At 50.0% G+C, this 22521-nt stretch carries 16 protein-coding genes; 3 read left to right on the forward strand and 13 right to left on the reverse strand.

Annotation, left to right across the window (positions count from 1 at the left end; all coding sequences use genetic code 11):
• Nucleotides 1-101: 101 nt before the first annotated feature.
• The 11 genes from ACFI32_RS07570 to ACFI32_RS07620 form a co-directional block, all read right to left on the reverse strand.
• Nucleotides 102-2381, reverse strand: coding sequence for a TonB-dependent receptor (locus ACFI32_RS07570; protein WP_462625913.1), 2280 nt, complete (start codon nucleotides 2379-2381; stop codon nucleotides 102-104).
• Between the two features lie 445 nt (nucleotides 2382-2826).
• Nucleotides 2827-3525, reverse strand: a complete 699-nt coding sequence (locus ACFI32_RS07575; protein ID WP_462625914.1) for an RraA family protein — start codon at nucleotides 3523-3525, stop codon at nucleotides 2827-2829.
• Nucleotides 3513-5624, reverse strand: a complete 2112-nt coding sequence (locus ACFI32_RS07580; protein ID WP_462625915.1) for an IucA/IucC family protein — start codon at nucleotides 5622-5624, stop codon at nucleotides 3513-3515. The genes ACFI32_RS07575 and ACFI32_RS07580 overlap by 13 nt, the downstream gene beginning before the upstream one ends.
• A gap of 42 nt (nucleotides 5625-5666) precedes the next feature.
• Nucleotides 5667-7634, reverse strand: a complete 1968-nt coding sequence (locus tag ACFI32_RS07585; protein ID WP_462625916.1) for an IucA/IucC family protein — start codon at nucleotides 7632-7634, stop codon at nucleotides 5667-5669.
• A gap of 71 nt (nucleotides 7635-7705) precedes the next feature.
• The gene (locus ACFI32_RS07590; RefSeq protein WP_462625917.1) at nucleotides 7706-9196 is read right to left on the reverse strand and encodes an MFS transporter; all 1491 of its coding nucleotides are present in this window, start codon (nucleotides 9194-9196) and stop codon (nucleotides 7706-7708) included.
• Nucleotides 9193-9813 carry a GNAT family N-acetyltransferase gene (locus ACFI32_RS07595; RefSeq protein WP_462625918.1) on the reverse strand — a complete coding sequence of 207 codons (621 nt, stop codon included), beginning with the start codon at nucleotides 9811-9813 and terminating at the stop codon, nucleotides 9193-9195. The genes ACFI32_RS07590 and ACFI32_RS07595 overlap by 4 nt, the downstream gene beginning before the upstream one ends.
• A gap of 59 nt (nucleotides 9814-9872) precedes the next feature.
• A complete protein-coding gene (locus ACFI32_RS07600) occupies nucleotides 9873-11279 on the reverse strand; it encodes a lysine N(6)-hydroxylase/L-ornithine N(5)-oxygenase family protein (RefSeq protein WP_462625919.1) in 1407 nt (468 codons plus the stop codon).
• Complete coding sequence (locus ACFI32_RS07605) at nucleotides 11272-13179, reverse strand: IucA/IucC family protein (protein ID WP_462625920.1); 1908 nt, start codon at nucleotides 13177-13179, stop codon at nucleotides 11272-11274. Before ACFI32_RS07605 ends, ACFI32_RS07600 begins: the two co-directional genes overlap by 8 nt.
• Nucleotides 13157-14701, reverse strand: a complete 1545-nt coding sequence (locus ACFI32_RS07610; RefSeq protein ID WP_462625921.1) for a pyridoxal phosphate-dependent decarboxylase family protein — start codon at nucleotides 14699-14701, stop codon at nucleotides 13157-13159. The genes ACFI32_RS07605 and ACFI32_RS07610 overlap by 23 nt, the downstream gene beginning before the upstream one ends.
• 113 nt (nucleotides 14702-14814) lie before the next feature.
• Nucleotides 14815-16245: a diaminobutyrate--2-oxoglutarate transaminase family protein gene (locus tag ACFI32_RS07615; protein ID WP_462625922.1), complete on the reverse strand. Its 1431-nt coding sequence runs from the start codon at nucleotides 16243-16245 to the stop codon at nucleotides 14815-14817.
• A 317-nt stretch (nucleotides 16246-16562) separates the two neighbouring features.
• Entirely contained in the window at nucleotides 16563-17750 is a 1188-nt protein-coding gene (locus tag ACFI32_RS07620) for a sugar transporter (RefSeq protein ID WP_462625923.1), read from the reverse strand.
• Between the two features lie 247 nt (nucleotides 17751-17997).
• Between ACFI32_RS07620 and ACFI32_RS07625 the strand changes: the two genes are divergently transcribed.
• Nucleotides 17998-18486, forward strand: coding sequence for a M48 metallopeptidase family protein (locus ACFI32_RS07625; RefSeq protein WP_462625924.1), 489 nt, complete (start codon nucleotides 17998-18000; stop codon nucleotides 18484-18486).
• Between the two features lie 253 nt (nucleotides 18487-18739).
• A complete protein-coding gene (locus ACFI32_RS07630) occupies nucleotides 18740-19093 on the forward strand; it encodes a hypothetical protein (protein WP_462625925.1) in 354 nt (117 codons plus the stop codon).
• Between the two features lie 20 nt (nucleotides 19094-19113).
• On the opposite strand, the gene ACFI32_RS07635 is transcribed toward ACFI32_RS07630, so the two are convergent.
• Nucleotides 19114-20151: an SRPBCC family protein gene (locus ACFI32_RS07635; protein WP_462625926.1), complete on the reverse strand. Its 1038-nt coding sequence runs from the start codon at nucleotides 20149-20151 to the stop codon at nucleotides 19114-19116.
• A gap of 364 nt (nucleotides 20152-20515) precedes the next feature.
• Nucleotides 20516-21034, reverse strand: a complete 519-nt coding sequence (locus ACFI32_RS07640; protein WP_462625927.1) for a GbsR/MarR family transcriptional regulator — start codon at nucleotides 21032-21034, stop codon at nucleotides 20516-20518.
• A 426-nt stretch (nucleotides 21035-21460) separates the two neighbouring features.
• On the opposite strand from ACFI32_RS07640, the gene ACFI32_RS07645 reads away from it, so the two are divergent.
• Nucleotides 21461-22521, forward strand: a 1061-nt coding sequence (locus ACFI32_RS07645; RefSeq protein ID WP_462625928.1) for a type VI immunity family protein, incomplete at its 3' end; no start/stop codon positions are given.

The following is a 22521-nucleotide window of genomic DNA, read 5'->3' on the forward strand; positions in this document are numbered from 1 at the left end:
ATTAAGATGAGTGCGCCTAGAAGAAAAAGACCGGCTCGCTATTGATTAAACATCACAGGCGAACCGTCATACGGCAGTGATCATTAACTCATCACCGTTGATTAGAAATCAACGCTATAGCCAACGGTGACCGCGCGACCCTGACCTTTGACAAAGCTCTCAGCGCTGTCACTAGGAATGGTCTGTGATGAAAAACGCAGATAGTCTTCATTCAATAAGTTGCTGACTGCGACCGTGGCCGTGCCTTTTTTGAGCTTATAATTGACCGCAGCATCAACCAAGGTATAACCGTCAAAGTTGATGTTTAAGCCATAATAATCGGTATATAGGGGGCTATAGTAGTCGCGGCTCATGGCACGCTCTACTTGCAAGTTGGTTGAAACCTTATCTGACCATTTGGCATCCCAAGATGCCAGATAGCGATTCGGTGGCAGCTGGTCGCCAAGCAAGCTCAAGTCCAAGCTACCATCGCCATCACTGTCGCGCTTACCCTCCATATCCAGATAGCCGACTGATATCTTGTGTTGATCGCTCAGTTTGTAATCAAAACCCAGCTCATAGCCGTCGATTTTGGTTTTTTCACGTTTGATTTCATAAGTACGTAAGCCATTGTTATACTGCGGACGCTCATTGTAGTCGGAGGTCGACTTAAAGTAGCTGAGATTTAGATTGGCAGGCCCCATATGAAAGCGCGTACCGACTTCAATGTTTTCGGTAATGATGGGTTTGAAGATATCAAGTGAGTCAATCTCGGTGGTGTCCACTTTGCTGCCATCAAGTGTACGTAAGGCGCGGCCAATGTCAGGCACACTAAAGGCTTCTGAATAGCTGCCAAAAAGCGTGACCCAGTCAGTCGGTGTTAGCGTCACACCATAGTTGTATAGCGTTTCGTCATAATCACGGCTGCCGCCTTTAACCGCAGTATTGTTGTATTTGGCCACGGTGGTGTAATCATCGACCGATAGTTCTGACTGCGTATGACGCGCACCGCCATGGAGTATCACACCATCGATTGGCTCACTTTGTAACTGTACGAACGGCTCATAGCTGGTATAGGTTGCCTCAGGCATATAAGTGCGCTCGGTCAAGATCAAGTCTTGACGGCTTTTATCACGAATCGCATCCAGACCCACGGTCATGTCCAGTGGCAGATCAAACAGGCTGTCTTTTTGTAGCGTCGATTTAAGGCCAATTTTTTTGGTGACCGCTTGGGTCTGGTCATACAGCTCGTCCTGCGGCGCTAATGACACGTCTTGATAGTTGGGCGAATTGTCTTCACCAAAGGTGGCTTGATAGTCTTGATAGAAGGCCAAGGTGTTTAGCGACATGCCAAAGAGATCAGCATTTTCATAGGTCACGCCCACGCTGGTGACTTCGTTTTCAGGTTTTTCGGTACTATAAACCTTACCTTTTTTGGCGGTAGAGGCTTCGCGTGTGAAAGGATTACCCAGTACAGGCGTGAAGTCTAAGTGGTTTTCGATTTGGTAGTGATTGACGCTTGCTTGCACATACTGATTGTCATCGATGGCATAGCCAAGCTTACCCGAAAGGTTATAACTGAATGAATCAGCCAGATCGCCTTGTAGCGGATAGGTACTGATCAGCTTGTCATCAGCGCTGACTCCAATGCCCTTATCTTCAACGGTGGCATCAAACAAATAATCCACGTTGCCTTGCATACCATCAAAGCCGTAGCGTGCGCGGTAACTGGTGGTATCGCTATTTAGCTTACCCGGTATGACGGTCGCTTGCACAGCCGCATGCTGATTGAATGCGCCAGACATCGGCTGGCGGGTTTTGATATTGATCACCCCGCCTGATGCGTTCGAACCATTGGTGGCATTGGCACCTTGAATCACCTCAATCGACTCCGCCGCGCCAAAGTCAATGGTATGAAACTCACGCCCTGATGGACGTAGCGGCGTGGACTGCGGAATACCATCAACCAAGATCAGCGGTGTCCGACCACGTAGCGTCTCGCCGTAACCACTCATACCGCCTGTACTTGGCGTATAAGAGACGATGCTTTTGCTGAGTACCTCTGAGCTGTTGGTGGAGTATTTTAGTTGATCATCGATGTCTTGCTCATTGATGACTTCAATGGTTTGCGGCGCTTGTGCTTGTTCAAGATCACTACGGCTGGTGGTGACGACGATGGTATCCAAGGTTACCGATGGCATTTCTTCTTTTGCGCTTTGATCATTACTATCCATATCCTCGTTTGTGGTCATGCTGGCGACCTCTGCCCTATCCGCGTCTTGGGTCACCGTTGCCGCCTGCGCGCTGCCGATATGAGCCATGCTCAGAATGACGGCGCTGTAACATAAGGTGAGTTTAAATTTAGGGCGGGAGGAGACGGTAGGCAACGACAACTGGGACATGAGTACACAATCCTGTAATGGAAACAATAAACAGTGAAAAGATAAAAAACAAACCAACATGACGCGTTATTGAATGTTGCACCCGCATCACATTGCGTATCATTTTTGAATTTAATCGTAATGATAATACTTATCATTTATATTATCAACAGGTTTATCAATATGATTTGATGACGCGTGCGTTTATCGCATGATTGGTACTGGCGGCATGACTGATCAGCAGTCAAAATAAAGGGGAATATCAACAGAGATAGGCTGAAACATGGGTAATGACAAGCGAGTATTAGGGTGTGTCCCTATTTTAAAAATGGTGATAACAGACGTGCCAAATCAATCAGCGAGCCTGTTACCACCCTCAGCCCAACGCATCACGTACATGGATCGCGGAAGTGAATTTTTGCATTGAGGTGGCAGATGTGGCTACAGCACTCTGCGCCTTGACGCTTTAGAGTGGCAACTCATCCAGCCGCTGAGCATGATAGGCCTCTAAAAAGAGTTTGAGCTTATGATCGTCTTCTGCTTGTTTTTGGTGGCATAAAGGGAGCATCTGGGCGGCTTGCTGCTGATCCATTATAAATATTCCATCGGCATCCATGATGGCCATATCGCCTGTGCGTATCGACACGTTGGCATAATCTATCGGCTCACGCAGCTTGCCTGCTGGCGCTGTGATAGGCGCTATCTGATCCACTTGCGGGGCAGTATCAGCATGATGACTGCTGGTTGTGACCGCACTGATATCCATAGCAAATACGGGCATCGGCAGCGTGGCCAGCGTGGCCGAATCGGTAATCGCGCCCAGTACGATAACCCCAGATAATTGCTCATAAATGGCCGCGCAGGTGCGTAGCGCCCCCCAACACGCACGCTCACCCAGCACCCGCGCATCTATACACAGCACATCTTGTGGCATGGCACCAGACAATGCCTGACGAATAACACCCGTGTCGCCTGAGGTCAAAGTCACTGTCAGCACGCGTCCTGTGTGGCTGACTTGCTCACAATCGGGCAGCGCCATTGGGCGTAGCTTTGGCAGATGGCCTGCTGTGGTCAAATGACCAATGGTTGAGGTGGCGATGGTGCGATATGCCGATATCACATTGACACTCATTAGGCTGTCGGTATCGCGGTTTAGGCTTGGCATGGCACACACTCCTGATCGTTATCATGCTGATCATGCACAGACAACGGAGTACCACCACCCATAAACAGTGGATTACAAGTTTGACTTTGTCCTGCGGGCATACTGCCATGCTGCATCGCACCGCGCTCAATCAGTGGCCGCAGTAGTGTTTTGTGCGGATAGTGCGGCTGGTTAAACAACTGCTCAAGCAAAATCTGGCGCTGCTCCACGCTAAAATCGATATCAGTAATACTGTGCGCGAGGCAGCGGCGGACAGTCTGCCATAGTCGTAATTCAGGCAACTCGTAGCGCTCGCTTAGCGCCTCAACGATGCTACGAATATTGACCAAAATGCCGAGACTTTGCAGATAAAACAGCAACTCTGTCGGCGTGGATTGATATAGGCGATTGGGCACCGCAATCGGACTGAGATAATCAGGATCGCTTAGCCCATGCGCCTCAAGCCACGGACGATAGATGCGCACCGAGTCATGATCGCGCAGCACCACTCCTGTAAACTGCGTGTCTTTGATGACCAACACCACATTTTGTCCATGCAGCTCAGGCATCAGCCCGAGACGGTAACAGCGCAAATGTACCGAAAAGAACACCTGACACATCTCGCCAAACAGCGCCAGCACGTTAGCCTGTTGTGGTTCGTGATTTTGGTTGTTATTGCCCTGCTGACGGCTTAGCAAATCATCAAAAATGTGATATGCCTGACCTGCTGTATCGGTCATGGTGACGCCTAGGCTTGCCATCGGTAGTAGGTTAAACGCACCAGTACATAGCGCCTCAGGTAAGCTGCGAATCATCGCGCCCAGATGGGTGTGCTTTTCTTGAAACAACAGCGCATTGGTCGCGGTTTTATTGTCAATATCCTGCGGCATAAATACCCACCAAAAGCGCTCATCGCACAGCCACAATTGCTGTGCCAATAGGCTGTCTTGCGCGCGCGCTGCTTGTAGCAAGGTTTGGTTTTTTTCACCATTGATCAACTTGACCGCAGGCAAGTAGCGCTTGGAGTTGAGCGCAGCCACTGCCAGCGGCAGCTTGATGCTGTGCTGCGGCTGCGTCTCGACAAGCAGGCTGCGCAGGGATGATGTCGCCCACGTATCAGGCAACACAAAGTCCAGCTCAGTGACCACGCCACTTGCCAACTCATCGCGATACCAATGGGTACACGCATGCTGCCATTGCCACGGATGCACAGGAATGGCGATATGACTGTCCGCCAACTGTTTGTCCTGCATTTCCTGCTGCAAACACTGCTGCTGCGCCAAGGTCAATAAAAACTGAGCAGGCGCGGCAGGTTGACTGTCAGTAATCATTGCCGCTTGCATTAGATGATGCCGATCGACTGCCAGCCAGCGCAGACTGATGGGTTGATTGAACTCGGCCATATACTGCCGATATTCTGCATCACTCAGCCCCACTTTGCTTTTTGCCAATGGGTGAAATGGGCGATCGGTTAAGGAAGCCAGTTGCTCACTATGGCGATAGGCTTGATACCAGTCATGCTGGCTGAGCATATGCGGCGGCAGTTGATGCAGTGCGGACAATTGCTTGGCACCGACGGCTTGTGTCAGCCCTTGCGCCAGCGCCTCAATACCTGCTTGACGGTCGCTATCTGTAGCGTTATCACGACTAACATCACTTTGAGTATGCTCATTACTTGCCAGCCAAGACAGTAAAATCGGCAACAATGTCTGTACTTGCGTGATGGCTGTGGTGCACGTGATAACGGATGGCTCATCTATTGCGCGTTTTTGCAGTAATGGCACAAAGGGCGCCAGCGGCTTAACCGACGAGCAATAACTCGGCGTTACCGCAACAATCAGACGCTGATGGTCATGCCACTGCGTCACCAAAATCTCTTGCGTCTCTTCACCAGCCAGCACGCGCCACACCGAATCGACCAGACTGTCGGTATGAACCACTGACCAACCCGTAAGCCACTCATTTTCTGCTAACGCCTGAGCCGTGGTGAGTTGATAGTGATCGGCAGGCATCCATGCCTCTAACAGCGCACATTCTAGCAACTGATAGATACTGCTTTGCTGTGCTTTGGCGTAGGCCACGCTGTCTATTGCTTGCGTCTTTTCTATACGGTTTACCATGTTTCACCACCTTTTTGTTCTCTCAAGATAAGGACTACATCATCACGCTTCTGCGCTCAATGGCTGCGTGTGAGCCTGCAGGGCACGGTGCAACGGATTATCAATATACTTGATCGGGAATACCGCATCGCCGAACAAGCGCCGTTTGGTCAATGACTCTATCCGTGTCTGCGGTGCGAACACATCAAACTGATCAAAACGGCCTTGATGCTGCGGATGGTCAGCTTGATAGCGGGTGATACAAGCGGCGACCTGTTGCCAAAACTTGGTTTCGTCATAGTCGTAATGGTGCTGCAAAAATATCGCAATATCACTCAGCGCCACAAAGAACAGACAGGCCACGCTAAAGTCACGGATGCCGTCTGTATCGCTGGTTTCGATAAAGGAGCCGCGATTGATCGCCGCGTGCGCCGCAGGCAGTTGATGCAAGACAGGGACGGCTTCGGGATTAGCCAAGTGCGCTGGTGAATAACGCACACCGTCATGCAAGTCTTTGAGTAAAATCCGTACTGGATAACCCTGCTCATGCACCAAGACGATATTTTGCGCGTGTGACTCAAGGGCGATACCATGGGCAAATAACAGGTGCATCAGTGGCGTGACGCACACCGTGATTAATTGACTGACCCACGGCTGCACACCATGACGCGCAATCCATGGGGCAATCAGCACCGTACCATCAGACTGCATAGCACTGATACCATTTAATGGAAAGGCGCGCTCGGTCGGCATCAAATGCTGGTGCACGCTCTCACGCCAAATCGCGCCCAAACCACCATATATATCAGGGTTGTGATAGCCTTGTGCTTGCAACTGCTCATGATCGAGTGTTGCCCCAAAACGCTCGCCTAAAAACTCAAAACCCAAACGCTGGGCGGTAATATCCTCTTGAATACAGCTTTTTAACCAATGGGTAATGAGGGGCGCATTCATCACCGTATGCTTGGCCAAAATACGCGTGCTTGAGGTATTAGTCAGGTGCATGGACAGCTTGAGGTAATCGCGCTCAGGCTGCTCATGACAAGTCAAAGAGCGGATCGACTGCTGCGCGCGGTAGGCACTGCCAATACTGCCCAGACAGATGATCGCTTGACTGGAAATTTGCGGTTGCAGTGCGGCGATCAGCGTGTGCTGCCATTGCCACGGATGCACAGGCAACAGGGCGTAATGCTCTGGGTCACGCGTGCGGTGCGGCGCGGTTTTATCAGCTTGCGGTGCATAGACAGCCGCCGCAAGCCGCGCCTGTAATCGCTGATAATCGGCTGCGCCCACAAAATCACGCACCCATGTTTGACTGGTATTATGGCCGTTATGTTCAATGGCGTTATGAGCCACCAGCGTGCGATCCACCGCCAGCCAAAGCACCTCAATGTCTTGATCGAACTCAGGGCCAAATTGATAATTGTCTTGCAAGCTAAAACCAATACGCGACTTGTAGCACGGATGGTAAGGGTGCCCCGCCATCAGATGCTGTTCAAGCTGCTCATAACTCAACTCATCAATCGCAGCAGGCGCATCTGCCGTTAGCGCCACCGATTGCACATCCTTAATAAAAGTCTGACGCAGCTCAGTAATAAAGCGCGTTTTAAGGTTGGCATCGGGAAGCGGCAGTAAGATGTCGCTGATAATGCCTTCTAACGTGGCATCAGTTGTGGCAACGGTGTCAGTGCTGGTTTTATAAATCGGCGTGTCATCGAGACGAATCAGACCAAAGCTATCATGCACCCGCCCGCTTGCCACATACGCGCCGTCCATCACTGGTATGATAAACCGTGTCTGGGTACGATCATCTTCAGTGCTGCAACGATACTCAATAATATTTTCAAACAATAAGGCTTGTAGCAGTTGCCGCACCATTCTGTGCTCAACTTTGGCATTGGCTTGTGCCAGCTGCGTGAAGCAATGCAGGTCGATATCATCGTCATGCTGAGCCGAAAACGCTGACCATGGGGCGATAGCAGGTATGTTTCTGTGGTCGTTCGTTACATGTTTATTGGTTGTTATATCCATGATGGTTCCTATTTTAATCATATGTTTTTTTCTGATTGAGCGTTATCATTGGCAGGTGTGCTTACAGTTTGTTATGCCGCCTGCTCAGTGCGATACGAAGGCAATTTGGCAGCAATGGGCAGGGTCAATAGCAGCAATACTGCCACGGCAATAAACACCTCTTGAATGGCAGTGGCTTGTGCCAATGTATCTGCTATCCCACCGATGGCGTGCTCCTGCGTCAACTGCTTTTGGCGCATATCGATATAAACGCCGACTTGTACAATCACCACTGCCGAGCAGATACGGCGACTGATGTTATTGAGCGCCGCGCCATCGGTCACTTGCTGCTTGGGCAGACTGCTAAACCCCACGGTAGTGGTCGGCAAATAAGCCAGCCCAACCCCAACACCGCGCACGCACATCAACACCATGATGGCCAGCAGTGAGGGGTGGGTCATGACCGCGCCCAGCAGCAGCGTTGCGACGGCACTGATTCCAATGCCCACCATACCGATCAGGCGCGCGCCCTGTTTATCAACAATACGCCCAGCAAAATGGGTGGTCAGACTGGCAACCAAGGTGCCAATCATCAGCACCCACCCCGTCCAGATGGCATCCTTTTGCATCACCTCTTGGATGATGATCGGCAGCAGCAGTAAACACAGCAGCATGCCGATGGTTTGGCTGACGCTGATGATGATGCTGTAGCGATAGGTGCGATTGCCCAGCAACTTAACCTTAATCAGTGGATGGTCATGCTGATACTCATAGCGCCACCAGACGATACCAAGCACGACCAGCAGTGCGACAAAGGCCACTATCCAGCCCGCCGATATTTCGGCTGGTCCCAACTGTTGTAACCCAAACATCAGCAGACCAAAGCCCATCAGCAACAGTACAAACCCGCGCCCATCAAAACCTGAGGGTTGCCGCTCGGCGTCGTCGCGCGGCAACACCCTATACGCCAGCAGCATCGTCACCAGACCAAAAGGCAGCGTGACCGCAAACAGCGACCACCATGCCAGCTGCGCCACCAATATCGCGCCCAGCAGTGGCCCTACTGCCAAGGACAGCATCACCACCACGCCCCACAGTGCCATTACTCGCCCATGCTGGGCAGCAGGATAAAAGCGGTACAGCAAACCGATTGATAACGGAATGGTGATACCACCCGCCAGCCCTTGGATCGCGCGGGCAGCGATGATGATGTCCATGTTTGGCGCAAACATACCCACCAGCGCGCCCAGCGTAAACAGGCCAATACTGGCACTATATAACTGCCTTGAGCTGTACTTACTGCTCAAATAACCACTTAACATCAGGCCAATACTCATCGCCAAGATATAAGCGTTGAGTACCCAGCTACCGACTGTGACATTGACCGAAAACACCGACATAAACACTGGAATGGCAGGGTTTAGCGCGCTGTTGCTAAAGCTGATCACCGTGCCACCCAGCAGCAGCGTTGCCAGCAGCAGTCGCGATACGGGCACTGCATCTGCGGCGATGTTTGCTGCCGATTTTTCTACGCTGGTGCGGGGGGTAGCGGCAGTCATGTCAGTGGATGAGCGCTGACTCATTGCATGCAGGCTTGTTGATAGCGCTGATAAAACTCGGACTCATAAAACGGTTTGCGGTAGCAATAATAAAGGCTGGCGTTTTTTTCAGGCATTGACAGGGTGCGCTGCAACTCATAACCGAGCGATTCGGCTGCCCACGCATAGGCGGTTACCTTTTCATCAGGCTCACCGACGATTTTTTGCGCGTGGCTGTTTTGAAAAATAAAATCACTGAGCAGCAGCGAGACAGGCCGCAGCAGTCCCGTTCTGATCAGATCCGTCTCCCCTATGAGCAAATGCCAGCCCATATCATCGGCATCTACGTCATCGTAACGAGCCAAGCGATCACGCGCCGCTTCATAGACTTCTGCATAGCCAAGGGCGCGGCCATCTTGGAGTATCAGATATAGGCGCTGATGATCATCCGCCAACATTTTTTCAAAGTGTACCGCAAGCTTGGGCATCGGCAGATTCAGCTGCCACTGCTCGATCACATGCTCGCTGTGCATCCAGCGATAAAGCAACGGTAAATCATCTGGGTAACGAACTTGCTGCAAACGGTAAGTATGCTTTTCGGTTTGGATCTCATAGTCATTGGGCAGTTGCTCTGCACGCGTGGTCTGCATGGTCATCGTCATTGTGTTTCTCCTTTATTTTTTATGATGATTGAATATTATTTATTCATGGCAAAGCGTTGTTATGCCGTGGCAATCGGCGCTTCAAAATGTTGAAACACTTGTAGTGCTGCAGTATCAAATATCCGCTCGCCTGCCAAGGCGTTGACAATACAGCCTGCGCGGTAAGCACCAAGTCCCAAATCAGGAGCACCCACGCCATGCGAATGCAGCTCTTGGTTTTGGATAAACACTCGCCCTGCTGCGATATTGGCAGCAGATTGGCCGCATGGCTCGTCGGTTTGCGGGAGGTTGTCGGCATATGGCCAGTCATATTGCAGCTGATAATCGCGCTGGATACAGGGTTGTCCAAGCGTATCGTGCTCAGTGGCGCTCATGATCTCTTGTAAGCACTCGGGCGTGTTTTGGCGATAGCCTGTCGCAGCGATGATGACATCATAAGTTTTGGTAAACGCTTGCCCTTGCTCGGTCTGATACCAAGTGACGGCAAATACCCCATCATCCGCGCTCACCGACTGCAGCTCACAGCTCGATGCCAAGGTGGCATGCGCCGCCCCGCCCGCCACCGTACGCGCATACAGGCGCTGATAGATGTCTTGAATGGTCGAAAAGCCCATACCCTTATAGAGCAGGTCTTGCTGCCTGAGCAGATCAGACTTGACCGCACCATCTAGATCATAAAAATAATCGGCATACTGCGGGCTAAAATGCTCCAGCCCAAGCGGCGAGTACTCCATCGGGAAAAATCCCGAAGAGCGAGTCATCCATTCCAGCTCATATTTGGGCTGACGAGCATCGCCGCCTGCGCCCAGCTGATCGTCAAATAAGGCACGGAACACCTCCGCCGCCGACTGGCCTGCCCCGAGCACCAGCACCTTGGGCATACGCCCAGTGGCACGAATGGCGCTCAGTGCTGCTTTTGTATCGGTATCAAAACGTGTGGCAAAGTGCGCCGAATGCATACAGCGATTGGGATAAGTGGCGCTCACAGTTTGCAAACACTGTGGCAACGTCGGTACTGTGCCTGTACCGATCACCACGTTTTTGCAGTGCTGCGTTACCTGCTGGCCTGCCTGCTCTGAGGTGACCACAAAGCCTTGCGGATCTGGACTGACACTCAGCACTTTGCTGTCAAACTGTACACTGGTAAGCTGCGCGGCGACCCATTGGCAATAATGATTGTACTCCGCGCGCAAAATCTTAAAGTCTTCTAAAAAATAAAAATTCAATAATCGGTGCTGCTGATGCAAATAATTTAAAAACCCATAGCGGCTGGTCGGATCAATCAAACTGACCAAATCTGCCAAAAATGGCACTTGTAGCGTGGTGTGCGGCAGCAGCATGCCTTCATGCCAGTTAAAGCTGGGGCGCTGCTCCAAAAATGCCGTCTGTAGCGAGGTGCGCGAGTCAAGTAGTGCCGCCAAGCTCAAATTAAACGGCCCCACCCCAATACCAATCACATCAAGCATGACTGTGCTCCTTAACAGCATTGTTGACTGTCTCACTGCGAGTAGACGTATTAGAGCGCATAACCGAACGAATGGGATTGGGAATCTCAACATATACCGACTGCACCTCGACAGGCGCGATCAGCTCATCAATTTGATACAAACGGGTCATCAGATTGCCCTTATAAGGCAGCGTCGCCGCATGCAGCAGCTGGTTAAGGATGGAGCTGTCAGGGTATTTTTGTTGCAGACGCTGCAGCGTTTGACCCAGCATCGATAGCAAGGTGTCTTCACTGATCACGCCCGTTTGCGCGATGGCATTCATCATCCCAAACAGGGTATTGCCCACAAAGTAATAGCTGACTCGTGCATCGGCAAATTCAACAGGGACGATACATTGCGCCTCGTATTCAAGCTCAGGATACTGTTCGATCAAGGCACTGGCATACTCAATGATGTAACCAAAGCCTTGATTGTCTCTGACCCAAAAATGCTTGGGGTAACCGTCTTCAAGTTCCAACATGCTGTTTTGTTGATGCGCTTCAAAGCCTAGGCCATGATCGTGATATAAGCTGAACATCGGCTCCACCGCCACCGCCAAAAAGCGCGCAAACCACGTGCGGGCGATGTCCGCATACGGTTGCTGCTGCTCGCCATGAATCTGATCAAATAGTGCTTGGATACGGTTGGTCTGCTGATTTGGGTGATCTTGGCATAGGCTCGCCATACTACTCACTTGCTCTTCAGCACTGAATGGATTGTCACGCAAAATACAAATGCTCTCATCAACGATCTGACCCTCGATGGTCAGCGCAATCCACGCAGGATCATTCAATATTTTTAAAGTGGGGTATTCGTCTTGCATCTGCTGACCAAAGTCACTGCGCCAAATACGGCAGGCATGCAGCCCTCGCTTACACTCTTTGGGCAAATTGATGCGCACCGAATTGGTAATCGCCACCGACAACGATAGCTTAAACATCCACGGCGCATCGAAAGCGCATAACGTACGCACTGAGGTGGTGGCACTCAACTGCCAGCCAAGCCCCTCTAAATCATATAGCGACCCACTCGCCTGCAAGCGCGCATACCACGGCTGCTTTTGTAAATGCTGCGCTTGCCATGGGTGCAGCGGCAACAGCTTAAAGCTTGGATTGGCAGTGACCAGTGCTTGCTGGTGGCTGTCCATCAGCGGCAGCAGTTCTGTTTGTAGTGCCTCAGTAATGCTGTCACCATCGGCAAACTCTTCGGCGATATACCGAGGATCGACCAGCCAATAGCTTAGCTGAAAACAGCCTTTGGTTTCGGGTGAATAGGTGACCCAGTCTGGCGCATCAAAACCGATACGGCTCTTGGGTGTCGGGTGCATCGCGTGACCATAGATCAACGCCTGCTCACTTTCAATAAAGTTAGCGCGTGGCTGGATGATCTCATCAATATTGTCACCGCGTACAGACAAGATGGTTTCCAGACCCGTGCGGCTTTGTAACCACCGCGCCAGCACATCTGAGCCATCGAGCTGGGCGCGCTCAGGATGGGTGTCGATAATGTCTTCAATAATCAAACCTGCCAGCGTCGCTGCTGATAGCCTGACCCATACGCCGTCTTGCAGCACATAAGGACAGTCCAAAAACTGCTGCTGCCCCAGCTTGGTCACCCGCGCGATCGGTACCATCACCGACAAGCTGAGTGGATGCAAGGTCAGCAGCAAGACGGGCGCGCCACCTGAAATTTGCCGCTGCGCGTTGCTTTGCTCTGTTGCCAATGCCACCGTACCGCGCCGCGTCTCTTGACAATAAGCGTTGATCAAATTTTGCAGCGCCAAACGATCAACGATGGTGGCGCCCGTGCTGTCTATTGGATCATGGGCGGCGGTACTGCCGCTGGCGTCTGTCTGGTTAGTAGGATAAAGCGTGGTCATGAGGCATGTCCTTCTTGTCATGTGAAGTAGATAAAATCTGCTGACCCATATGGCAAATCGCAGTCAGCACCTCAGTGATGGTCTGCTCGGTTACCTCAGGGTTTAAAATGGTCAATTTGAGACAAAATACCGACTGGTATTGCGTGGTCGCGATATTGGCAATGTTGTTATGTAGCAGTTGCTGCGCGATACGACGATTGAGCTGCACCCGCTGCGCCGTGGTCAAGGCACTGTCAGTGTCAGTGTCAGTGGTACCGTGATTGGCTGGATGATTGACGGGATAATCGGCTGGCTCAAAATAAAACAGCACACTGCTAAGCACAGGTTCGGTCACCAAGACCAAATCTTGATGCTCGTCTATCTGCGCCGCTGCCTGCCGAGCACTGTCCAAACATTGATCAATCAGCGCCCCGTAGCGCATTGTGCCCAGCGCCTCCAGCGCCATCCACAACTTAAGCGCATCAAAGCGGCGCGTGGTCTGCAATGACTTTGTTACCAAATTAGGAATGGCGTCTGCCTCATCATCAGTCGGGTTTAGATAGTCGCTGTGATGACGCATCGACTCAAAATAGCGCTGATCGCGGATCAAAAACGCGCCGCAGCTGATGGGTAAAAAGAAATGCTTGTGAAAATCAAGCGTGATCGAATCGGCAAGCGCGATGCCATCAATCAGCGCCCGATGGCAGTTAGACAGTAGCAGTGCGCCGCCCCACGCCGCATCGACATGTAGCCAGATCTCATATGCGCGGCAGATTTTGGCAATCTCAATCAGCGGATCAATCGCCCCTGAGTCCGTGGTGCCAGCCGTTGCCACCACCGCCATAACCTCCTGACCACGTTGCCGCAGCGCCATGATTTGGGCTTGCAAATCAGACACCAGCAGTGCGCCCTGCGCGTTAGTGGCTATCTTTATCACCGCTTGGCGACCCAACCCCAGCAGCCCTGCGTTTTTTTCGATTGAAAAATGCGCCTGATCGGAGCACAAGATCACCCCAGCGGGCTGCGCCATCATGCCCACCTGCTGTACATCAACTTGCTGGCGCGCATAGTACTCATCGCGTGCCAGCAGCAACCCCATCAGATTGCTTTGCGTGCCACCACTGGTAAACACGCCGTTGCTGTTTTTACCAAAACCGCAGCGCGCACCAAGCCAGTGGATCACATGCTGCTCCATAAAAGTTGCCGCAGGGCTTTGATTCCAACTGTCCAAGCTTTGGTTTGTCCCTGCGATCAACACCTCGGCCAGTTGACCGGCCAGCAATGTCGGCGGGTGCAAATGCGCCAATGACGCGGTGCTCGCCGTCGCAATACAACGTGGCAAAAACATCTCTCCCATCCGTGTCAGTGCGGCTTGCGCCCCTATCCCCTCAGCACTGACGCGCAGCTCGGTTGCGGCTGCCATCGTTTCGGGTGCGCCGCCTGTATAAAGCGTTTGCGTCTCCACCCACTCACTGACCATCTGCACCGTCTGCTGCATCAACGCCGAATACTGCGCCGCTGACTTTTTGTTTAATAACGCCAAAACCAACCCCCAAATGTACTCACGCTACCGCTGCTTGTATGCAGCCCATAACCACGATGACCTTCTAAACGGTTCATCATGATTATTGATAATGGTTACTGATAATTATTGTTTTATTGATGACTGACGGCTGCTGTTTGACTGACGGCTTTGAGCGCTGTCTCAAATTTATCCAGTACCATCTCAAGCTCTTCTTGCGTGATGATGAGCGGCGGCAAAAACCTCAGTACCGTGCCCGCGCGTCCGCCTTTCTCCAGCACCAAGCCTGCCTCAAAACATGCCTGCTGAATTGCAGCGCAGCGATCAGGGTCAGCAACACAAACGCTGCTCGTGTCTATTGGCCGCTCAGAATCCACAATTTCAACCCCAATCATCAAGCCATAACCGCGCACATGCCCCAGCATGGGATAACGCGTCGCCAATGCCATCAGTTCAGCCTTAAACCACTGCCCAAGCTTGGCCACCTGCTCGGCCATATCATGCTCTGCCAGATAATCCAGCGTGGCAAGGCCTGTCGCCATCGCCAACTGATTGCCACGAAACGTGCCTGAATGCTGACCGGGCTGCCACACGTCGAGCGCTTTTTTGATCCCCAGCACCGCCATTGGCAAACCACCGCCAACCGCTTTGGACATCACCACAAAATCAGGATCAATATCGGCATGCTGATAAGCAAACCAGCGCCCTGTACGACAAAACCCTGTTTGCACTTCATCAATAATGAGCAAAATATCCAGCTCTCGCGTCACCGCGCGCACATGTTTGAGCCATTCAATCGGTGCAGGATTGACCCCGCCCTCGCCCTGAATCACCTCCAAAATCACCGCCGCAGGTTTGTTGACCCCACTTTCAATATCGTGCAAAAAATTTTCAAAATAGCGCATATGCGCCGTTAAACTTTGCATGCCATCTAAGCCAAACGCACAGCGATACTCATTGGGATACGGCAAAAACTGCACATTGCCCATCAGCCCTTCGACCCCTGCTTTTGGTGACAGGTTGCCCGTGACCGCAAGCGCTCCGTGGGTCATGCCATGATAGCCACCGCTAAAGCTGATGATGCCTGAGCGGCCTGTGGCTTTTTTGGCCAGCTTGAGCGCTGCCTCCACCGCATCGGCACCCGTAGGCCCACAAAACTGCAAGCGGTAAGTGTCGCTGTCCGTGCGCAGCAGCTCATACAAGCGCTGGCTAAACGCCTCTTTTAAAGGGGTGGTGATGTCTAGGGTATGAAGCGGCAGGTTTGAGGCAAGCGTATCGGTGATGCTTTTGGTGACCACAGAATGGTTGTGACCCAATGCCAGCGTCCCTGCCCCTGCCAAGCAGTCGATATAGCGTTTGCCACTAACGTCGGTTAGCCACACGCCTTGCGCGGCAGCAATGGCAAAGGGTAGTTTTCTTGGATAACTGCGAACATTAGATTCAAACTGGGATTGACGATCAAGGTAGCTTTGATTGTCGCGCTGCTCGTCATGTTGGTCATTGTACTGATGATGGCTATGCTTACTGGCGCCGACGGCCTGCTGATTATGGTGCGTTGACTTCATGATGATTCGCCACTTATGAATTGATAGAGCAAATATTAATGATAATGATTATCATTGTCAACTATTAATCTGGATATGTGTCACCTCTTTACTTCACATGGCTTGCCCATATTCGCCCAAAACAAGGCGGCATGCGGTCTTAAAAGCTCTTGTACCGCTTAATCATTGTTTAATAACAACAAATAGTTCTGCTCATACATGACATTCAGCAACTGCCAAAACTTCAGAAATAAGCCAACATTTCTCTCTACACAAAAAAACACCAGCAGGTATCAACCCACTGGCGTTTTATCGTATTTATTTTACCTATTACCGCTTTAGCGCAGTGCCGAAAAGCGCTGCATCATAAAAATCATTAACAGCATAGCAACACTGGCAACCGCCGCCCCGACAAAGCCCACGCTAGATAAAGAAATATGCGTCACCGCATAACCACCCAGCAGTGCCCCTGTGCCAATACCTAAGTTGATAATGCCTGAGAACATCGACATCACCACATCTTGCGCGTGTAAATCAATCATGATCACTCGCGCCTGAATCGCCAGCATTAGCATCATCAGCGCCGCGCCCCATACCAGCGTATTGATACTCAGCGCCCACGGAATACTGATGACCAGCAGTAAGGTCGCCATGGCCAGTAGCATCATCGCGATGGAGATCACCATCAGTTTAGTAGTAGAGCGCTCACCCCAACGGCTAAACAGCACACTGCCGATGATGCCCGCACCACCAAACAGCAGCAACACCACCGTAGCAAAGTTGGCACTGATATTGCCAACTTCTAGCATAAACGGCTCAATATAAGAGTAAGCCGCATAATGCGCGGTAAAGATCACAAAGCATAATAAATACAAGCAGACCAGCAGCGGATTTTTGAGCAGCTCAGGCACTTTTTTTACCGATCCATCAAACATACTCGGCAGCGTTGGCAGCAGCTTGGCTTGTAGCACAAACACCACAAACGCAATCACTCCAATACCGCCAAAGGTAGTGCGCCAGCCAAACCACTGCCCAATGATGCGCCCTATCGGCACACCCAGCACCATCGCCAGTGACGTGCCAGTCGCCAGCACACTCAGCGCCAACGCCTTTTTGCCCTCAGGCGCAACCCGTAGCGCAATGGCAGCGGTAATCGACCAAAATATCGCATGCGACAGCGCAATCCCCACACGGCTGACCAGCAGCACATCAAAACTCCATGCAAATACCGACAACACATGACTGGCAATAAAGACCACAAACACTGCCATGAGCAGTCGCTTACGCTCAAGCTTACCCGTCATCAGCATCAGCGGCAGTGACATCGCCGCCACAATCCACGCATAGAGTGTCAGCATCCAGCCAGTCTCTGCCGTGGTAATCGAAAAGTCTTGCGCAATATCGCTCAGCAGCGCCACAGGCACAAACTCTGTGGTATTGACCACAAAAGCACTGACGCCCATCAGTATCACACGAAAGTATTGCGTTCGGCGGGACACGGCGTCCGCCTCAGGATTATAAGTCATAACAATCAACAAAAAAGAAGGCTCAAAGAGCACGAATGGACCCGATAATGGGTAAAATAAAGCGTCGTATCATCAAGTTTGGCGTGGCAAGATAGCAAGGCTGTGCCTGCAATTAAAGGCTTTTTTTGCAAGCAGATATGATGCCCGCATGGCGGCAGCCTGTATTGACACGCATGAAAATACTGTTTTTTTGAACAAAATCAGCGATATAATGCCCAGCCTCTACATCGCGGATAAGGATTGACCTGTGACCTCATTAAAATATATCGCTCACTACCCTGAACACATCCAAAGCCAAGCCAGCGACCTGATCCATAGCGGCCAGCTTGGCGATTATCTACAAAAAAAATACCCCGAGCGGCACGATATCCAAAGCGACAAAGCGCTATATCACTATATTAATGAGCTTAAAAATCAATATATGCGCCGTAGCAGCTCCCTGTCTCACGTCAGCTACAGCAGCAAGCTCAAAGTGCTCAAAGACGCCTTAGGGATTCACACCTATCAATCACGCGTCCAAGGCAGCAAGCTCAAATCGCACAACGGCATCACCGTCGCCAGTCTGTTTAAAGACGCACCGCCTGAGTTTTTACGCATGATCGTGGTGCATGAGCTGGCACATTTCAAAGAAAAAGAGCACAACAAGGCCTTTTACCAGTTGTGCCGTCATATGGAGCCTGACTACCATCAGTTTGAATTGGATACGCGCTTATGGCTGCATTTTATCGAAGCCTAAAACGCTGTCTTGCTATTGTGTTCAAAATCAACGGGCAGCAATGCATGAATACGCAGGGTCATAAAAAGCTTATGTTAGCAGCATGACTTAGTGTTGGAGAAAAATCCTCTATATGACCATATAATTTTAATACGGTTAAAAAATGTTTTTATACTATATTAACGCTTGAAGTCCTACTATAATAAACTTTTGTTTAAAATGATTGCTTTTTATCCAAGCTCTTATCTTTATCTGATCCCAAACTGAGAACCACATGCCTTACCAAAAAATCATCCTAGCAGCGGTGCTCCCGCTACTGTTAATGAGTGCGGCTTATAGCCATAAGATAACAGACAATGTCACAACAACGGCAAAAGCATCGCCCGCAGCCACGTTGCATGGCCGCTTTACCCGCAGCTTTGAAGTTTATGAGATGGTCGCCAATGGCAAGACCTATTACGTGTCCGATCCAGAGCAGCGCCTAATCCAGTCTGCCAACAAGCACCACCCAAAAGGCTATTACAAGTCTTTTGACACGTGCGTCATAGGGCATATCGACACCGACGGCAGCTATGGGCCACTGGGACGCTATCAAGCCCAAATCACCGTCACAGACCTTTGTCAGTGACGGCGCGATCAAGCACTGGCTCAAACTGACTCCAGCCTCGCCTTATACAGCCCTAACGTGTCAGTGACAAACTCATTCATCACCCACTTACCCCAAAACCCAGCATAAGCATTCATATTGGTGCTGATACGATAGGTGACATTAAAGGTTAATTTGGTCGTATTGCTATCGATTGGTTCAAGGTCATACTGACCATGCAGCAGTTTAAAATGCTCGCCATTGATGGTCACATGGTCATCCAGCGTTTTTGGGGGCACCGAGTCAGGATAAAACACAAACTGCCAGCGCAATTGACGATTGGGAACATAAGAGATCAGCGGCTCATCAAAATAAATCCCACCATGCCACTCACATTTGCGCACCCACTGCTCATTCTCCCATACCGTTACCGCCGATTTTGGGGTCGGCACTTGCATAAACGGCAGCAGCTGACTTTTTTGATAAAAGCCCTCAGGCTCAATGTCTTCAATATGATTGATCGTCTGCCAAATGGCTGTCGCAGGCGCGTCTATCACGATACTATCGGTGACCTGATAGGTCTGCGGCGTCATATCCAGCGGCACAAACAGCACCAACAGTGGCAATAGCGCCACACTATAGAGCGCTTTGGTTTTCCAAAACTTTAGGCAAAGCGCACGCATGCACAGTCCGCCCATAAGCGTCGCAATATACAATATTGGCGAGGCCATCACCATACAAATTACGCCCTCTTTGAGTATGGGTATACAAATCACTAAGATCGCCAGTAGCAACCAGAAAGAGAGCGCAAACACCCGACCGCTGGTGATCGGCTTTTGGTAGCTGGCTAGGTAAACCATGGTCGCGCCGATAAAAAAGGGGCTACCAAATAAAAACTGAATACCCAGCAAATTGTTCCCATCTTCTGCCACTCTATAGCAGAAAATAAAGACGAGTAGCATGACCAGCAGCAATATTATCGCTGGCAAGAGCTTGCGCCCTAGTGAACGCGGCAAGTAGTCCAGCTTGGCCTCCTGATATTCCGTATCGCCGTGCGGCGCGGTATCTGCTCGTGTGATATGATCTGGATCGTCTGCCATCTTTTTTGTTCCTTATATTCCGTTAGATACAACCAGCTATCATCAGTGGCATTTCATTTACTTAATTTCTGTAAAAACAGAAACTGTTTGTCAAATAAAAATGCCTACCTACAATGGATAACCACTGACCTGCTATTCAATTATGATAAAAACGACACGACAAGCATCAATGGCATTTTTTATACCTATCGTCGTACCTCATAATAAGCAGCAACACCATGCGGTCGGGTGTTTTTACCATGAGGTATGATTTTATCTAGGGCGCGTCATCATTTAGCAGTGGTGATCTCTACGCGCTGTGCATCGCATTTAGAGATTACCCACATCAACGCGCAAGCCATTATCAACCAGCAGCGAGCGCTCATTAACGCAAAAACTTCTTAATACTTGCGCCCAGCTTCAATATCTTTTTGAGTACGCTGGTGGGCATTTTCAGCATCTCGTCCGACCATGTGGTTACCGTCTCTACAAACTCGTGCGTCTCTACGATACGGTCTTTAACACTGCTGTTTTCATATTCAAATTCAGGACTGTCCATCAGCTGCTGCAAAAACTGTACGGTCGGCGCAAGTTCGCGTTTTTGGCGCTCGGCAACGATGACTCGCGCCAGCTCCCACACATCGGTGTTGGTGGTAAAGTGGTCACGACGATCGCCTAAAATAGACACCTTTTGTACCAGTCCCCAATGCTGCAGCTCTTTGATACTGGTCGAAACGTTTGAGCGCGCCACGTCTAAGGTCTCGGTGATCTCTTCAGCGTTCAGCGGCTTGCCAATGATGTAAAGCAGGGCATGAATCTGGGACATGGTGCGATTGACGCCCCACTGTGAGCCCATCTCACCCCAATGTAAAATGAATTTTTCAGTCGTAGGATTAAGTTTCATAACGGTCAGGTACTCACTATTATTGACTAACTGTAGCGGTGGTTTACAACATTAACGGAGCACTACTGTGATAATCACGCTTAATGTTTGGTGTATTCCGCAAAGTTAATGATTGGTGCCATCATAGTGAACCATTCTATTATTTCTGTCAATAATGAAATTAACCTAGCATGCCTATTATACGTTTCTATACGATAAGGAACCTAGCCATCAGCTGACACTGCCAATGCACACGACGCTCAGCTCAACCGCTCATGATTATGTTCGTTAAAAATACCTTTAAATCGAGCACACTTTTCATGTTGTATCTTTTTTATTCAGTACTAACTATATTTCGCTTATTTTAAGAGTGTTTTATTTATAATAAGACTGACGATATATACTTTTGGCCATTCAATATCTATTTAAAAACAAAGGAAGCAGACAGTGCTAAAAGGTATAGAAAATTTTAAGGATGAATTTGAATATTTTGATGCCAGCCTTGGAGATCACGGTCTGACTGTTTTATCTGTTCACCTAGAGGCTTGTTTTTTGTTTTGGGATGGGCATACCAAGGAAGTCAGACAAAAACTAAAAGCGTGTATGGATCATTATATGGCGTTGTTTGGTGACCACATTGAATGGGGGTTCGATCCTAAAGGCTGGACACAAAAACCAATAGATAAACTACCGAGCTTTCAGCAGACTTTGGATAATAATGCACATGTTGATGACTGTATTGAATGGTTCGTTGCCAGTGGCAGCCATAAAGAATTAAATGCAAGCTTTGATTATAAATTATCTTGTCTTACTGCTCGGGGCTGGGAAGTTCAAGAACCTAGTAGATTGCTTTTTCGTATTCATAGAAAGGATTTTTATGATTCAGAAACTCATCAAGCAATTATTAAACTTTTCAACGACTGCATTAACCGCTTAAATCCTTACCACGCTACTATGGGGTGGAGTCCCGCTTATGGTTATGACAACGATAGAGTAGGTATTGATATCCTTGACCAAGCGCATTGCTTCTTTGGTCTTAATATTTATGATCTTGGAGACATAATGACTTTAAGTCATGGTATTAAGGGTGTCGACTGGTGGACGTATATCAGTGATGATCTTGCAGAACGGGTCGGTGGAATCGATATTTTTAAGACTCAAGTTAAAAAACAGAAAATCACTTATAGGGATTATTCTGATGGGTTGCTATTGATTGCTGCTGATACACCGCAACTACTACCAGCCGATGATAACATCCCTAACAGTTATCTAAAAATTAATGCCATTACTCGCCCTATGCGTAATGGTAATTACGATTCTTTAGGTAATGGTTACGATGAAGGTATTGGCTATCAAAGCTTTAATACTTACTTTACCGACTTATGGATGCGCCGTTTTGATAATCCTAGATTGTGGCGGAAACTACCACAGCCAGTGGACAATAGAACTTTATCACAGCCGTCAATTGAACCGATAACGCTTATGTCTGCACAAGTTTGTAAGGTTGA

The sequence above is a fragment of the Psychrobacter sp. PSi21 genome, from assembly GCF_054960615.1.

Bases quoted from the DNA above. Each gene is read 5' to 3' on its own strand.
- ACFI32_RS07570 (WP_462625913.1), bottom strand. From the start codon at position 2,381: ATGTCCCAGTTGTCGTTGCCTACCGTCTCCTCCCGCCCTAAATTTAAA.
- ACFI32_RS07575 (WP_462625914.1), bottom strand. From the start codon at position 3,525: ATGCCAAGCCTAAACCGCGATACCGACAGCCTAATGAGTGTCAATGTG.
- ACFI32_RS07580 (WP_462625915.1), bottom strand. From the start codon at position 5,624: ATGGTAAACCGTATAGAAAAGACGCAAGCAATAGACAGCGTGGCCTAC.
- ACFI32_RS07585 (WP_462625916.1), bottom strand. From the start codon at position 7,634: ATGGATATAACAACCAATAAACATGTAACGAACGACCACAGAAACATA.
- ACFI32_RS07590 (WP_462625917.1), bottom strand. From the start codon at position 9,196: ATGAGTCAGCGCTCATCCACTGACATGACTGCCGCTACCCCCCGCACC.
- ACFI32_RS07595 (WP_462625918.1), bottom strand. From the start codon at position 9,813: ATGACGATGACCATGCAGACCACGCGTGCAGAGCAACTGCCCAATGAC.
- ACFI32_RS07600 (WP_462625919.1), bottom strand. From the start codon at position 11,279: ATGCTTGATGTGATTGGTATTGGGGTGGGGCCGTTTAATTTGAGCTTG.
- ACFI32_RS07605 (WP_462625920.1), bottom strand. From the start codon at position 13,179: ATGACCACGCTTTATCCTACTAACCAGACAGACGCCAGCGGCAGTACC.
- ACFI32_RS07615 (WP_462625922.1), bottom strand. From the start codon at position 16,245: ATGAAGTCAACGCACCATAATCAGCAGGCCGTCGGCGCCAGTAAGCAT.
- ACFI32_RS07620 (WP_462625923.1), bottom strand. From the start codon at position 17,750: ATGACTTATAATCCTGAGGCGGACGCCGTGTCCCGCCGAACGCAATAC.
- ACFI32_RS07630 (WP_462625925.1), top strand. From the start codon at position 18,740: ATGCCTTACCAAAAAATCATCCTAGCAGCGGTGCTCCCGCTACTGTTA.
- ACFI32_RS07635 (WP_462625926.1), bottom strand. From the start codon at position 20,151: ATGGCAGACGATCCAGATCATATCACACGAGCAGATACCGCGCCGCAC.
- ACFI32_RS07640 (WP_462625927.1), bottom strand. From the start codon at position 21,034: ATGAAACTTAATCCTACGACTGAAAAATTCATTTTACATTGGGGTGAG.